9 protein-coding genes are annotated in these 16,298 nt (G+C 43.9%); all 9 read right to left on the reverse strand.

The genetic code is table 11. From position 1 onward, the window contains the following. Window positions 1–89: 89 nt before the first annotated feature. On the reverse strand, window positions 90–3,077 hold the full coding sequence (locus ABTV53_RS25700) for an S-layer homology domain-containing protein (protein WP_433747855.1): 2,988 nt from the start codon (window positions 3,075–3,077) through the stop codon (window positions 90–92). Window positions 3,078–3,595: 518 nt separating this feature from the next. Then, window positions 3,596–3,937 (reverse strand): hypothetical protein, encoded by a 342-nt coding sequence (locus ABTV53_RS25705; protein WP_036612519.1) that lies wholly within the window; start codon window positions 3,935–3,937, stop codon window positions 3,596–3,598. Between the two features lie 206 nt (window positions 3,938–4,143). After that, window positions 4,144–8,043, reverse strand: coding sequence for an S-layer homology domain-containing protein (locus tag ABTV53_RS25710; RefSeq protein ID WP_433747858.1), 3,900 nt, complete (start codon window positions 8,041–8,043; stop codon window positions 4,144–4,146). Between the two features lie 163 nt (window positions 8,044–8,206). Then, window positions 8,207–9,334 carry a glycosyltransferase family 4 protein gene (locus ABTV53_RS25715; protein ID WP_433747861.1) on the reverse strand — a complete coding sequence of 376 codons (1,128 nt, stop codon included), beginning with the start codon at window positions 9,332–9,334 and terminating at the stop codon, window positions 8,207–8,209. Between the two features lie 375 nt (window positions 9,335–9,709). Then, window positions 9,710–10,468, reverse strand: coding sequence for a WecB/TagA/CpsF family glycosyltransferase (locus tag ABTV53_RS25720; protein WP_433747864.1), 759 nt, complete (start codon window positions 10,466–10,468; stop codon window positions 9,710–9,712). A 7-nt stretch (window positions 10,469–10,475) separates the two neighbouring features. Next, window positions 10,476–11,657, reverse strand: a complete 1,182-nt coding sequence (gene csaB, locus ABTV53_RS25725) for a polysaccharide pyruvyl transferase CsaB (protein ID WP_433747866.1) — start codon at window positions 11,655–11,657, stop codon at window positions 10,476–10,478. Continuing rightward, complete coding sequence (locus ABTV53_RS25730) at window positions 11,633–13,654, reverse strand: DUF5693 family protein (RefSeq protein ID WP_433747869.1); 2,022 nt, start codon at window positions 13,652–13,654, stop codon at window positions 11,633–11,635. The genes csaB and ABTV53_RS25730 overlap by 25 nt, the downstream gene beginning before the upstream one ends. Window positions 13,655–13,969: 315 nt before the next feature. Next, window positions 13,970–15,691, reverse strand: coding sequence for a phospho-sugar mutase (locus ABTV53_RS25735; protein WP_433747871.1), 1,722 nt, complete (start codon window positions 15,689–15,691; stop codon window positions 13,970–13,972). A 112-nt stretch (window positions 15,692–15,803) separates the two neighbouring features. Continuing rightward, the gene (fabZ, locus tag ABTV53_RS25740) at window positions 15,804–16,235 is read right to left on the reverse strand and encodes a 3-hydroxyacyl-ACP dehydratase FabZ (RefSeq protein WP_105406857.1); all 432 of its coding nucleotides are present in this window, start codon (window positions 16,233–16,235) and stop codon (window positions 15,804–15,806) included. Window positions 16,236–16,298: the final 63 nt, after the last annotated feature.

Here is a 16,298-nt window from a genome sequence, read left to right on the forward strand (position 1 = left end):
GGACTTAACCGCCAAGATATTACCCCTCCCGGGCGAAAAAAACAGCCTTGCATCTATAAAGATGCAAGGCTGTTTTAGTAAGATATAAATTACAGCTCTTTACCGAATGAGAACTCATCCAATGCATTGCCGTTTGCGTCGTTAATAGCTTTTGCTGCTTTGTTTTTAGCACCGTCGAATTTAACAGTTGCTACTTTTCCATCTGTATTACCAGCTACTGTTGCAGTAACTGTAATTGTTCTTGCATCAGTACCGATAGAAGCACCTGTAACTGTTGTAGTCACGCCGCTACCTGCATCAATGCTGAACAATCCTTGGATGTAAGCCGCACCATAGTTTCCATCTTGAGTAAGAGCTTCAGAAGCGTATACAGTTACTGTAACAGTGTTACCAGTTCTAACGATATCTTTCAAAGTTACCGTTGGAGCAATACCATCTTTTACGGTTGCAGTGAACGCTTGAAGTTTGTTACCGAAGCTATCTTGAGTGCTAGGGTTAGTAGCTTTCAAAGTATAACCAGCAACATCATTGGAGATTGTGTTGTCAGCAAACTTCAGAACTACAGTTTTGTTAGAATCAGCCATTGTGTAGCTTGTAGGGCGAATTCCGTTCAGATCGAAGTCTCCCAAGTTAACATTCGACAACGCTGTGTTGAATTTAACTTTAACTTCGTTACGGCTTGTAGCATATACATCGTCAGTTGTCGCAAGTACTTCGGAAGAACCTACGTTAGATCCTACAGTGTAGTTACCACTGTTGAAGTATTTACCTTCGGAATCTTTAATGTAGCTTGCGGAAACTTTAGCTTTAGCCCAGTCACTGATCGCAACGTTATTTGTAACAGCGATTCTAACAGTGTTTGTAGAAATCAATGTAATGTCATTGTTTTCTTTAGCGATTTGATATGGAGTTCCAATAGGAGTACCATTGTTATCAACGTTTGTTACCATATATTTAGCTGCATCCAGAGCATTACCGTCACCGGAAGTAGCCAAAGTTTTGTTGAATTGAACATACACGTAACGAACACCGTTAGTCACATCGGACCATACACGTGTAACACTACCGTTTTGAGCTGTGTTAGCGTTCAGTGTCGCAGTGTAAGGCAACAATACATTTCCGATGTAAGCAGTATCGATAACACCAGATACAGTCAGAGTGTAAGTTGCATCAGATTTCAAGCTGCTTCCCAGGTTAACTTTAACAGTTTTATTGTTATCAGTATAAACTGGTGTGATTACTGGGTGACCTTTAGAAGTCAATCCAGAAGCAGTTACAACTTTACCATCTGCATCTTTAAGAACATAGTTCTCTGGGTTTTGTGCGGAATCCAATTTCAGTGATTTGCTGAATTGAACTTCAGCAATGTAGTTACCATTTTCCATTTTGAATTTAGTATCTACAACTGTTGGACGAACTGTGTCCAATGTTGGAGTTACTTTAGTGTCAACGGAAGCAGAGTTATTGCTATAGTCGGATACTGCAGTCAAGTAAACTGTGTTTTCCGATACATTCAACGGATTGTTGAATTTCAATGTAACTTTGTTGTCGTTGATTTCAATGGATTGTGCAGTGTTGCCTGTAGTGTTAGCATATGCACTTGCAACGCTTTTCACTGTTTCGTCGAACTCAACAGTTACTTCTTTCAAGTCGTTGGATTTAACACCAACTACTTTAGGAGCAGCTGTATCTTCAGTTGCTGTGAATTTGCTTTCCACTGGAACGATGGACAGACCAGAGTAGTCCTGTACGCCGCTCACACGCAATGTGTGCTCACCAGCAGTTAGATCTGTAGTTACAATTGCAGTGTTAGGATAAACGTATTTTACAGAAGCTGCAATTACGTTGTTATCTACACGGAAAGAAGTTGCGTTTACAGATTCTGGTTTAACTGGCTCGCTGAATACTACTTTGAAAGCTTTTGTTCCCAAAGCTTTAACTTCTTTTACTTCTGGAACTGCAACATCAAGTGGAGTAAACTCTACTTTTTGTGTGAATGTTTTAGTTGCATCAGCATTTTTAACATTGTTGATTTGAAGACTAGTTGATCTTTGGTTAGTCAAAGAAGTGTTACCTTCAGATACCAACAAAGTTACAGTAGTTTTGTCATCAGACAATGTAGCGCTTTTGAAAGTCAATCCGCTAACAACATAGTTATTAGTGCTTTCAGCAGAGTTTGGATCTACAGTACCATCAAACTTAACTGTAATTTCTTTCAAGTTTGTAGCAGATACGGAAGATACCGCTTGAGCTACTGTAGTTACATAAGTAACTTTTTCAGTGAACTCTTTATCTTTGTAAGTAAATTTCACTTCAGTTTCTTTGTTAGCTTCGAGAGCTTTATCCAAAGTTACTTTAACTGTTTCGCCGTCGCTGATTTTGAACTCAACAACTTTACCAGCTTCAGTTACTGTGTAAGAAGATACTTTCAAGCTTTGTGCTTCGTCAATTGCGTAAGCAGCGCCTACAAGCAATTCACGGGAAGCGTTAGCTGTGAAGTTAGTGTTTGCATCAACCAAACCAGCGTTGATTGCTGCTTGAACATAACCTTTAGCCCAAGCTGGTGCAGTGTTGTTTGTTTCAGTTGGGATTTCAAGATCCAATGCACGAGTCAGGATTGTAGCCATTTCGGACACAGTCACTTTACCGTTGAAGTCGAAGATTTTCTTCTCAACGTTTTTACCTTCCATGATACCCGCAGCAGTTACTGCTTCGATGTAAGGTACAGCCCAGTTTTTAGCTGTGTAGTTTTTGTCAGTGTAAGAAAGAGTTCCAGTGATCTCTTTCAGACCCAGCAATTTAGTGATAACTTTTGCAAACTCAGCGCGAGTCATGTCTTTGTCAAGACCTGCTGTACCATCCGGATAACCGTTGAAGATACCTTTTGCTTTCAATGCATCAAACTGTTGTTGCGCGGAAACTGCTGTGTCACCGAATGCTACAGATGCAAACATTGAGAATGCCATTGCTGTAGACAATGCTACGGATAAAATTTTCTTCATAACCTTTTTTTCTCCTCCTTGGGCGTTCATAACATTTGAATTTTCTTTTTTAATAGGGTCGCTCGTATTCCTCATATATTGTTGCACCCCCTTTCCAGAGTTGTGAGCAAGTTAATATAAATGATGTCTGTGAGCATATCACAGAAACTTGTAAACTAGTTTGTAAAGCAGAATCACACGTAAATAGAGTAGTTTCCTAATCCTACCTTACGTATTATACAATGGGTCTCTCGTGGCGTAAAGCAATTTTTTCTAATAAATAGACAAGATTCTTCACGAGGTCATTCTTGGTAACAGGCCCAATGTTTTCGACTATACACTTTAAACGCAGCAGATATCAAAAAGTTGCGGATTGCACAAAAAAAGTTTTGGTTTTTTTTATGTATAGATACAGTGCGGGTATTGAAGCCATCCAAAACCTTTTCAAACCGTTGATACAGCAGTGAATCTGGAATTGTGATCTCTGGTTTGTCTGTGCTACCAACGTTTATTTATACCCGCAACTTTAACCTATGAAGCGACAAAATTCACAAAAAATAAAATAAAAAAGCACCCCTATTGGGATGCTTCTGGTGCATTTCTGGAAATATAAGTTATTTAATCTTCATCGCGAGTTCAATAATTTGAGCACGCATATTTGGATCACTGTTCAATCTCAGATACATATCGTCAATTGGTTGTCTGTTCTCACGGTACGTTTTCTCATGCTTCATCGTTGTGTGAGACCATTCAATCAACTCATTCTCAGCCAGAACCAGATTGTTATACGCATCATGGAAGCCAGTGGACTGTACAAGCCCTTCCATAACTTCCTGAGAGATCTCCTGAGTCTTGCGTGTATCTTCCAATTTCTTCTCCAGAATGACTGCTTGCTTCTCGAACTGTGTCTTTGCCTTCATGTAGCCCAGCTGGGCTTTCGAATAAATCGGTTTCATTAGCTAACTTCACCCTCTAGATCATTGTGTATTTACCGTTATTGTATCTTAATCTCTAACAAATTACAAAAATAGTTATTGGTAAAAAACAGATTTCTTCTATTATAAAAGAGTTCTATATCAGTTGCTTCACAGTCATAAAAAGAACCCGCCCCTTTTAGAATGAGGGGCAGGTTCTTCCTAAAATGCATCCATTCATCTCAAAACTAACTTAAGTTTTTAGGGAATACTTTTGTGCTCTTTTTCAATAATTCAACAGCAATTTTACCTGCTTCTGCACGCGTCAGATTACCTTTCGGGTTAAATGCATATTGTGGCTTCTTCTGTCCAGCCACTGTAACCGGAGAACCCTCCATAATCTTAGCTTTGGTCACAGCTTGTACCGCTGGTCCAGCATAGCTCTCCATGCTGCCGGAATCGATGAATGCCTTCGCAAGTGCACTTTGAAGTTTGCTATCATTAGCAGCCATTTTCAGTTCTAGTGCCCGTGCAATCATCACTGCAGCCTGTTCGCGTGTCAGCGGACGATCCGGTCCGAATACACCATCTGTCAAACCAGTAATGATACCCGCTCTTGCTGCGGTCTCGATACTGTCATAATCCCATGTGAATGAACTTGTACCTGGTGCAACATCCGTGAATGTTCTTCTACTATCGGACGTAATTGGTAAATTCAGACCTTTCACAAGAAGAGTTGCAAACTCTCCACGCGATGTACGGTCATCTGTACCGAATTGCTCAAAGCGCAATGGAGCCATGAATCCTTTAGCATAGAGTGCATTTAGAATATTTCTTGCCCACCCATGGTTCGTAATATCGTTATAACTTCTTCTCAGCTTCATTACTTTATAGTAACCAAACTCATCAAAAGGAACGGTCACTGTATGCTTCTTCGAATCCACTTCGCCACCAATCCGTCTCCACTCTCTGCTTGGTGAATAGTAAAATACGGAAATGGTTGAACCAGCATCATCTACTACATTCGGATCATAAGCAAGAGTTAATGTACCCCGTTGTGACGGCTTGATTTTTCGCTCTGCAGGTGTCAAAGGATTACCGTATAAGGAATCTACAGTATAAGGGCCAATTCCATTCGTTGGCTCTTTGTAATTATTATCTCCTCTTGTACCCGACTCCCCAAGGCCGCCGCTTACCCAGTAAATTTCGGAAACTGGACTAAAGTTTACAGAGTCCCCTACAATTGCGGAGAACCTTCTATAATAGTCATCGGGAACGCTTAATGGATTCGGATCCTCTGCTTCTGTTCTGAAACCAACGATGCTGCCATAGTCGTTCTTCCGCTCCACAATTCCTGTGTTCGGATCAGCAATACCAAACAACAGCTTGTTGTTCGGATAGAATTTAGCAATCCCGCTGAGGTCTGTGCTTTGCATTACCGTGCCTTTCGGGAAACTGAGTTCCAGCTGTTTATTGAATGCTGAATATTTGTTGGCTACCTTAGGCGCCATATACTGAGAGTCAACACCCGTGTTGCTTGTATAGTACACTTCCACTGTATCATTTGTTTTGACACCATTGCGATCAATCGTCAACTTGATTTTATTCACTTTGTCAGCCTTGAGCCCAACATAATCCAAAGCAAAACGATCTGTTTCTGTGCCCTGAAGCTTCTTAGCCGTTTCTTTGTCAATTACAACAGAAGTAGCTCCTTCAGCCTCAATATCAAAATGAACAAAGTTTTTACTTACAACAATTTGACTGCCTGAGGTAGGACGTGGAGCCAAGATGCGATAACCCGCTGCTTCTCTGACCACTTCTACCTTTTGGCTCGTTTTTGCACCTGTTTTGTTATACAAATCCAGTGTATAGATGTATGTTCCTGGTGTCTCCGCTTTTAGGTCTCTTAACCGCACCACAAAGTCCTTCTGACTTCCGGAACGATCCACAATAACATTACCATTGTTCAGTGCATACTCAGGAGCGATTATTGGATCTTCCCAAGTTGTATTAGTTGCCGATCCATCTGGTATGTTCAAGTCAAAAATCGTTTGAGTACCCATACTCAAGCTCATTCGAGTCGCCCCTGCGCCACGGATAGCCAAGTCAAAGTTTTTCAGGCTGGTCGTATATTTCTTGTCCGCAAATGTGAAATCCGTGGACAGGTTAAATAGGTTTTTCACCCATTGGTCATCCGGATTATATGGATCAAGGAATGTCGAGCGATTTTTACTTGGTGCAGGTTGAAAATTATTGATTGTAGATACATTGTTATCATTGATGTAAATACGCAATTCTTTAGTTACTTCATTTAGTTGGCCTTTATCTCCAGTTCCTGTTCCCGTTAATACAATACGGTTTTCCCCAAAGAATAATGGTCCTGTGTCCCCATCGATATCAATCTCAACATCCTCGAAACTTCCATCAGCACCCAAAGTCAATTGTTTTTGCTTTGTGTTCGCTGCAGGATGTGTTGAATACACTTTAACTCCGTTCGCAAAAATCTCTGCTACAAAGTATTTGCTATCTAATGTGGCAAAATCAACGTACTTACCTTCAAGCAACAATTTATCTGTTTTTTTGGAATTCATATCATATGTTTGGCCATCCGTCAGGTTGCTCACAAAAATATAGTTTTTGGAAGCAAACGAGATCGTTGCGTTTTTGCTTGATTTTGATCCAGTAAATTTAAACTGAACCGTTTGATTTCCGTTTTTGAAACCTTTAATTTGATAAATATATTTCGTTGGAGATACCTGTATAGGCGTTGTTGAAAGTTCAATTGGGCTTGTGCTCCTTGGAAGATATTCCGCTGTCAATAAGCTTCCATTAGGATTTCTGCTAGTCTCTACAAGGATATAGAAATCTGCAGAAGTGACACTAGAACCCGAAAGTGGTACCCCTTCTGGTGCATCACCAGAACCGCTGTAGTCTTTAAGGTATCTTAAATCCGTAATTACCGTTTCGTTCTCTAGATATTGAAAATTCATGTTTGCACTGGCTGTGTTTTTTCCATATTTGACAGTCAACGAATGATTCTGTAGAGAATCAATCGAAGTGACTGGAGGTGTGCCAGTTGCTGATTCTGTAAACTTCAAAGATGGAATTTCGAATGAAAACAGAGAATATGAAGGTGTGTTGATCCCCACACTAGGAATGGGTTCAATCTTGGGAACAATATTAGTCAACACACCATCCACAGAAATTTCAGGAACAGCAGTGGTTTTATCATCCGGCAAAAGCAACTCAACCATCACACGGGCTTGTGCAGGATCCCCCCCATACGTAGGCCGATCAGTTAACATACTCTGAGACAGCCCATCCGAGCCCTCTTTCAGATCGAGCTGAGAAAACGGGTTTTCTTCATCATAGTAAAGCAGAGAGTACGTGAATTTGTTTTTGTCTACGCCGCTCTCAATGGTTACAACTAGATCATTCTTACCTGATTTTAATCGAAGCATTGGTGAGAAGAAGGTACCATCTTGTGTAGATAAGGATGTTGGTAAAGCCTCACCATTATTCAGTGTTACTGTTACTTTGGAAGAGTTGTGAGCTACACCTTGAATCGTCACATCACCCGTATCCACAACGACTTGCGATCCTTCATTCAGATCGAGATTATCAGCTCCACCCAAAACCTGCAGTTTCTCGATGTAAGGTACAGAGTCATACAAAATATAAAAGCTTTCGGAACGCTCACTTGGACCTTGGGAACCGGTAAACGTCACTTTGTTCATTCCGGGGAACAAGGTAAGTGTTGCGTTAAAGCGATTATCCGGGCGATTAGGATCAACTGTGACAACAGCTGGTGCTAATCTTGAACTATCTGGAACCCATGTTCCATCTTTTAAATTCAATAGCTGTACGTTGGCACCCAACGTTGAGCCAGTAACATTCGTAAACGTACCTGTTACAGCTTGCTCCGCGCTAGTTACCACAAAAGCAGTCGAACGAGAAAGAACATCAGAGCCTGTTCCAGTCATCTTGAGTCCTACTGTACTTTTCAATGGAACGTTGGCTGTATTATCAGGAGTAAAATAACTCGTCTGTCCCGCCGCCGATGCGACTGGTGCAAGGCCAGCTGGTATTAGAGATACAACCAGTGCCACCATCATCAGCCAGATTATCGGCTTCTTCGTACGTTGCATTCAATCATCTCTCCTCTTTTTAAGTCAGTTACCTTTATATATCGGCAAAAGGTTCCAATTATTTAGTAAAAATCTCAAAATAAACAAAAAACCTTATCCACGAGGGATAAGGTTGGGTCTGGAATAATATTCAAGAATAGCTATAACCATTACATTTATCTATTTATGATTTCGAGCGGGTCTCCGGATTCAACTTGACGCGCATGCGCATCAGGAAGTTAATAACCGGTCTTCTCGTTTTGCTAACAAGTCCGATGACTTCTGCTCCCACTTGGAGGAAGAACATCATGATACAGATTACCACAAACGTTACCCAGTTCGCTTCAAACATGGCAGCAGAAGATTGGATAATTGCCAGAACTCCGAAGAATGCGGCAATTCCATAAATGATCAGTACCGTCTGACGGTGACTGAATCCAAGTTCACGCAAGCAGTGATGCAGGTGACCTTTATCCGGTGAGAAGATCGGCTTCCGCTGTACCGCACGACGAATGATCGCGAAGAAGGTATCCGAGAGCGGCACACCGATGATGATCAGCGGTGTAATGAAGGACACGACAGCGATTTGTTTGAATCCGAGCATGGACAGCATCGCCAGAGAGAAACCAAGGAATAGTGATCCGGTATCCCCCATGAAGATCTTGGCCGGGTGGAAGTTGAAGAACAGGAATCCGATAATACTACCCAGCAATACAAGACACATCAAGGCGATCATCATGTTACCCATCAGGAAGGACATCACGGCAATGGTACCAATGGCAATACCAGATACACCGGCAGCCAGACCATCCAGACCATCAATCAGGTTAATTGCATTCGTTACACCAACGATCCATAAGATCGTCAGCGGAATGGATACCCAAGCTTCGAGTGAAGAATAGGAATCCTGAAAAGGAATGTTAACGAAATCTACCCGGATATTAAATCCGAATACAACGACAGAAGCAGCCACGATCTGACCAAGCAACTTCACTTTGGCCGACAGTTCAAACCGATCATCGAGTGAGCCGATCAGCACAATAATGGTTCCACCAATCAGAAACGCGCTGACAAAACTCATGTCCCGAGTGGTAAACCATGCCGATACAAACGGAAGCAATGCAGCAACTGTAATAATAAAGGCCAGGAATATCCCCAGACCACCAAGACGTGGCATGATCCGTGTGTGTACTTTACGTGCATTCGGCGTATCCATTGCGCCAATGCGGACTGCGAACTTTTTGACAAGCGGTGTCAGGGCAAGAGCCAGTCCCATTGACACGATAAATCCAATGATAAAGATCGCTACCATTTGAACATTCGACCCCCAATTATAATACCTGTACGAAATTATAAATCCCCTGATCTCTTTTTATATATAAAAATGTTTTGTTAGTCACTTTTGAGGAAAAATTTTTGTTACACGATAACGGAGAGTGCAAGGAAAACCTAGAGAAGTGTAACGTTCGCATTTATCACCGGATTTCATCCTTTGGAAAAGGACAAAAGGAAATCTGGGGATAACGGCGATCGACAGGTTGCCTTGCAATCGTAGTGCCAAGTGTAACGCTTCTGTTTTCGTGGAGTGGCACACATGTAATCCGGAATGAATTATACGCCGATCCCACCCGAAAAGCTATCCTCAATTTCTAGCATAAACAAGCATTTATCTCTTAATTACCTGTTTTTAACGGACTTTCGTCACGTTTTCTTTGTCACGCATTACCTTAACAGCGAATTTCGGAAGCGCAAGCATCCGACCAGCCCGGCTTGGTTCACGCAATAAGCGATAGAACCACTCCAGTCTTAATTTTTGGAACAGCATAGGCGCACGTTTCGTTTTACCCGAAATCACATCAAAGCTGCCGCCAACGCCCATGGTTACAGGAACCTGCAATGCATCTTTGTGTTTGTGAATCCAAGGCTCCTGTGTATCGGCCCCACGTGCTACAAACAACAGATCAGGTGAAGCTTCACGAATGGAAGCGATGACCTGTTCATCCTCAGCCGGACCAAAATAACCGTCGCGATAACCCACAATTCGAATCGCCGGATATTGCTGTTGTAACCGAACTGCCGTTTCTTGAATCACCTCAGGGGTGGAACCGAGTAAATATACGCCCCATCGATAGTTTTCTCCAACACGCAGCAATTCATGTAAAAGCTCAAATCCCGGCACTCGCTCAGCTACTGGATCTCCACAATAGTTCGCCGCCCATACAACCCCTGTTCCATCAGGAACAATCAATTCCGCAGTTTGCATGACTTCCATAATTGCGGGATCTTCCAACGCAGCCATAACCATAATCGGATTGGCGGTAATGACTTGATGTGGTTGCTTGGACAGCACAGCTTCCTGGAGAACCTTTACCGTTTCTTTCATTGTCAGTTTGGAAAAAGGAATGCCGTAAATCGAAACGGTAGGTATTGATCCGGTCTGACTCATCTTTATCTCATCCTTTGCGGCCTAAATAGTTAATTATCTGCTGTGCAGGTACTCTGGCTTCCTGCTTCAGTTGGGTGATACCTTCTTCATGTTCCTTCAGCCACTGTGAACGTTGATCCAACAGTCCAACGACAGTCTTGGCGAGTTTGTCGCCATCGAGTGTATCCGTATTGCCTGCTGGTTCACTGTCCAGACGAAGCAGGAATTGATCGATTTTCGGATCATACGAGATACCCACTGGAGGCACATATTGCGAAGCTGCATAGATCAGACTGTGCAGACGCATACCAATCACGAGATCACACTTGCTGACTTCCTCCAGCATAAGCTGGGGGTCAGTCAGATCCTGTGTGATGCTAATCTCACTGCCTTTATTGGTCACATCACCGAGCATTTCCATAAGGAATCGTGATGCCTGTTCATCAACCGGTAAATGAAATGGCAGAAAACGCAAGTGCACCGCTCTTTTGGAGCACAGCTTTTTCAATCCGGCGGCAATAGCCGTAAGTTCCTTCCGGTCTGACTCCCAAAAACGTACCGATATGCCAATCACAGGAAGCTTGGTGTGTGCTCCAGATGAAGTTTCCACTTGGTTAGCTTGGGTAGCTCCATTGGTTGAGACTGCACCTGCGCCACTCTCAACTTTTGCTTCTGGTAATGGCAAACCCATTACCGGGTCAGGTACTACGTGGATCTGATTCCACTGTAGCCCGAGCCCACGTAGATAGTCTGCAGATTGTTCATCCCGAACGGACACATAGGTGCAGGCCTTGAAGACCGATTTGATCATTGGATTAAAAATTTTACGATTCACAGGACCAATCCCCTGTGCATAGATAAACGTTGGTTTTTTCAGCCACTGGGCCAGCTTGATTACACCCAGATAATAAGGAATGGATTTCAGTCCAGTTGCATCCTGCAATAGACTTCCTCCGCCACTAATTAACCCGTCGCTCTCCTTAAGTGCTTCACGGACTTCCTTCAATTTCATACGATGCACGGAACGCACACCGTACATGGCGGTTGTCGACTCGGGATCACCCGAGAGAACAATAGGTTCAATCGTTATGTTCGATCTTTGGCTTTCCTCTTCCAGCGCTGTCAAAATCGACTTTAGCACCGCTTCGTCTCCGCTATTGCGGAATCCGTAATACCCTGAGATGACTAACTTTTGAGAAGTGGTGACCATTTTTTCCAACATCCTTCCGCTACTTGCCACACACCCACAGCAATGATACCGAAGATTAAGCCAAGTCCCAATCCCATCACTCCACGAATGAGTGACAATACAGCCGGCGTATGAATATGCGCGAACGTATCCACCATGGACAATTGTCCAATTGCTGCAATAATGAGCACAAAGATGACTTTACGATATTTTAAAGCGGCGAACACGCCAACGATAAACAGCGGGTGTCCCAGCATAAATTCTTTGAATCTCGGACGTACACCGAACGTATCTTCCAACGTGGTACGAAGGAACATCTCAAATGGTGTTACTGAACCCGAGTTGCCTGTACGGCTCAAGTAATAGTATCCAACAACGGCAGCAACAAGTGCCAAAACAACCATCAAAACATTAATTGGCATACGAAGCATTTCTTTAATTTTCTGAATAGAGAATGAACCCGAACCACGATAAAACACAATATAGATCGCTACCAGTGCCATAGGTGCAAAGTGCAATAGACTTACGCCGCGGAACTGGTTAATCACCAGACTGTACGTAATACTGTTAAGCAACGCGATGACAAAAGGTACTGCCAGGAACGAAATAATTGACGTTCTTACATATAAAATTACAGTCTGCTTCAAACGCTGACCCGCAGATGCGTCGGGTTGACGCTGTTGCTGATAGTTCACGGTACGAACAGCCAGCACCATCGCTATGGTCGGCGCCGCTATGGCCACAAGCAAGGCAATTCCTTGCTCCAGCAGCGTTGGTTTCAAAAGGAACAATCCTGCACTGCCCACCAGAGCAACCACAAATGTGATCAAGGTCAGCAGTGGGATGAAATAAGAAACCATAAGTGCAATCATGGCAATCGCACCAACGAGAGCAACCAGTTTGGCATAACGCTGAATCGACGAATCCTTAACTGTGAATGCTTCAGCTTGTCCTAGCTCGAATCCGTGCTTCGCCATACGTTCTACCGCATGACCAGGTTCACCCAGGCTGTTGATCAGATTCTCAATTGGATCTGTAATCATAGCCTTTGCTGTATTCCGGCTTGGCGATGCATTCATATAGAGCATACGAATGTTGCGATCCTTGGTTGCGAGAACAAAACGGTCAGCAATCGTGTCCACATCCAGATTGGCATCTCCATCACTAAGTGAGTATAGACGCGTAACGTTGTAATCCGTTTTATAAGCAAGGGTCTGGAATCCAGACTGCGGTTTCTTCAAGTTCTCGATGGCTGCTAGACCAATATTGTGCTTGTTCAGCAACTGTGCAAATTGGTCGAGACTTTTCATCTCTGCATTATCATTGTACCCTTTCACAGCATCACCATCAAACAAGATGCGCTTTACGCCATTCTCTTCGAAGAAGGTAAGCAAGCGCTCCATCGATTCCTGGCTGTATGGCACACTGTCCGAGATCCGCGGCAAAATGTAAAAACCTTTATCACGCAGCATCTTCACGGCAACCGGATCGGGCTGCAAAGGCTGCATGTTGGCATTCTCCGGAGGAGTCTGCAATATTAAGCCGCTACGACCTTCATATTCCCATGGTACTACCGGAATCTGCCGATCAGCGAACGTTCGTTCAATAATAGGGGTATACGTCAGTGCATTTTCCTCCGATGTAAATAACACATACGTGTAATTTGCGTTAGAAGGAATCACATCTTTGGTCAGGTTCGCGAGATCCTGGCCATTGTACACCATCAGTCGGCGTGTCTTTCTCAGCTCGTCCAATGTACTTTCGAACACAGCCATCGTTGTTACGCCTGCGTCTTTTAGACGAGTCAATTGTTCATTCATGAAATCTTGCGGATGTGCCTGATACGCGGAGATATCCAACAGACCCCGATAGTTGAAGACAAGCTCTACCTTTTTGGCAGAAGATTCTGTCTGCACCCGATCACTGATGACAGGGATGGACGCAACCAGACCGATAATAACGACGAGCCACAACCACTTCCGAGAAGCGTTATTCCAATAAAGCCATTTTTGACGCACTACATGTACCTCCTCAAGTGTTGGAACCAAATGCACGTTCAGCTCAAGTAATTCGTTCATTTAACATTTATACAATAGGTTACAAACAGCTTGTGTCAACAAGCCCTGTTATATGCCATATAGATTGAACTAAAGCAATAATTACACTTGCCACTTCGATGACAGAACAACCTTCCGATTTTACGTTCTCGTGTAACTGTTCAGTTCAATTTATATAGATCCATCTGTATATTATTTCAAAGAAAAACCCCTCCGCCAACCAACCTTACGGTGCGGAGAGGCCTTCTCATGTTCTTGCTCATTGTTGCATTCGTATTATTGTGCGTCTACACGTGACATCACGGTAGTCACCAGACGCTCGATCCGGCTTTCCGCATCTTCCAAGTTCTCTCCACGTACGGCGAAGTATACTTTGATCTTTGGCTCTGTTCCTGAAGGGCGCAAGCAGAACCATGAACCGTCTGCCAAAATGAACTTCAGTACGTTTTCCTTCGGAAGACCGTCCAGACCAAGGGAGTAGTCCAGTACATCTTGTACCGCAATTCCCGCTACTTCTTGTGGTGGATTGGAACGCCAGTCCGTCATTTTGGCTTGAATCTGAGCTACGCCGTCTTTGCCTTTCAGCGTACGGGACTCCAGCTTCTCCAGGAAATATCCGAATTGGTTGTACAGTTCTTGCAAGACATCATAGAGGGTCTTACCTTGACTCTTATAATAAGCAGCAGCTTCAGCAATCAGCATCGAGGCAAGGACAGCATCCTTGTCACGGGCATAGTTGCCTGAAAGGTAGCCATAACTCTCTTCATATCCGAACAAGAATGTATGACTGCCTGTTGCTTCGAACTGGTTCATTTTTTCACCAATATATTTGAAGCCTGTCAGGGTGTTCATCACTTCTGCACCGTAATGTTCAGCAATAACAGCACCCATCTCACTGGTTACGATCGTTTTGACAACTGCACCGTTGCTTGGCAGCGTTCCAGTCTCTTGGAGGCGACTGAGCAGGTAATGTACCATAATGGCACCAGACTGGTTACCAGACAAGACGAAATATTTGCCATCGTTGTCTTTCACGACAGCACCCATACGGTCTGCATCCGGATCTGTACCGATCAGAATGTCAGCGCCCACGGATTCTCCCAGCTTCATCGCAAGCGTAAACGCTTCGCGTTCTTCCGGGTTAGGCGATTTCACGGTAGAAAACTCAGCATCCGGCTGTTCTTGTTCAGCTACAATGTGCACCTGCTCGAATCCAATCTGCTCCAGTACACGACGTACAGGGATGTTTCCTGTTCCGTGCAGCGGTGTGTAGACGATTTTGAAATCACGACCTACGCCGGATTGGATCAGTTCGCGACTCAGACTGCGGCTTGCTACAGTATCCACAAACGCTTGATCTTGGTCTTCACCCAGCCAGATCAGGAGCTCTTGTGCTTCTGCTTCTTCTTGTGTCAGCTTCTTCACGTCAGCAAGAGAAGGCACCTCCTGGATGTACTGAATGACTTTTTCCGCTTCATCCGGTACTAATTGACCGCCCTCATGATTGTATACTTTGTATCCGTTGTATTCCGGTGGGTTATGACTCGCTGTTACAACGATTCCGCCAGTTGCCTTCTGATGACGAACCGCGAATGACAACTCAGGAGTTGAACGCAGGGATGGGAACAGCTTGGCTACAATGCCGTTTCCAGCCAGTACAAGCGCAGCATCCAGTGTGAATTCAGGTGAGAAATGACGGGAATCATGAGCTATGACAACAGAAGGTTTACCTTCTTGGTCACCATGCTGCTCAAGCAAATAACGCGCAAATCCTTGCGTTGCCCGACCTACGGTGTAACGGTTCATCCGGTTGCTTCCCGCACCAATGACCCCGCGCAATCCCCCTGTACCAAACTCCAGGTTTCTGTAAAAACGTTCCTCCAACTCTTTCGGCTGATCCTGCAAGTCACGAAGCTCCTGTTTCGTTGCTTCATCAATCGAAGCATCCTCCAACCATTGCTGCAACGTCTCTGCTGCTGCTGTGCTTAACTGTTCCATTCCGATAAACCCCTTCCGTCTATATAAATTCAGGTGTGCTGAGTTACTTCAGCATCTTGCATCATTCGGTCCCTCTACGTCCCTGCATGATGTAAATGCTCACGTATGGTAATCAGCTTGGGTCAGACAGTGCAAACATAATCTCGCCTTCAGCGACTACTTTGTCGTCCACACGGGCGGTTGCTTTACCTTTACCAATCGAACCCTTCAGGCGTGTAATCTCCACTTCCAGGATCAACGTATCTCCAGGCACAACTTGTCCACGGAATCGGAAGTTGTCCAGTCCCGCCAAAAAGCCGATTTTGCCTTTGTTCGCTTCCAGGTTCAACATAGCCGCAGCACCAACCTGAGCCAATGCTTCGGTGATCAAAACACCCGGCATTACCGGATACTCAGGGAAATGACCGATAAAGAATGGTTCATTAATCGTTACATTTTTCAAACCAACAGCACGTTTGCCATCTTCCATCTCCAAAATTCTGTCCACCAGCAAAAACGGGGGACGGTGCGGGATGATTTCTTGAATCTGTTTGATATCGAGCACAGTGTAATCTCCTCTCGGGATGTTTATACGAGCGTTCTTCATCATGGATCGACTCTTAGCTCT

Origin of the sequence: Paenibacillus amylolyticus (genome assembly GCF_050990605.1) — a bacterium.
In the GTDB taxonomy this organism is placed as follows: Bacteria; Bacillota; Bacilli; order Paenibacillales; family Paenibacillaceae; genus Paenibacillus; species Paenibacillus amylolyticus_H.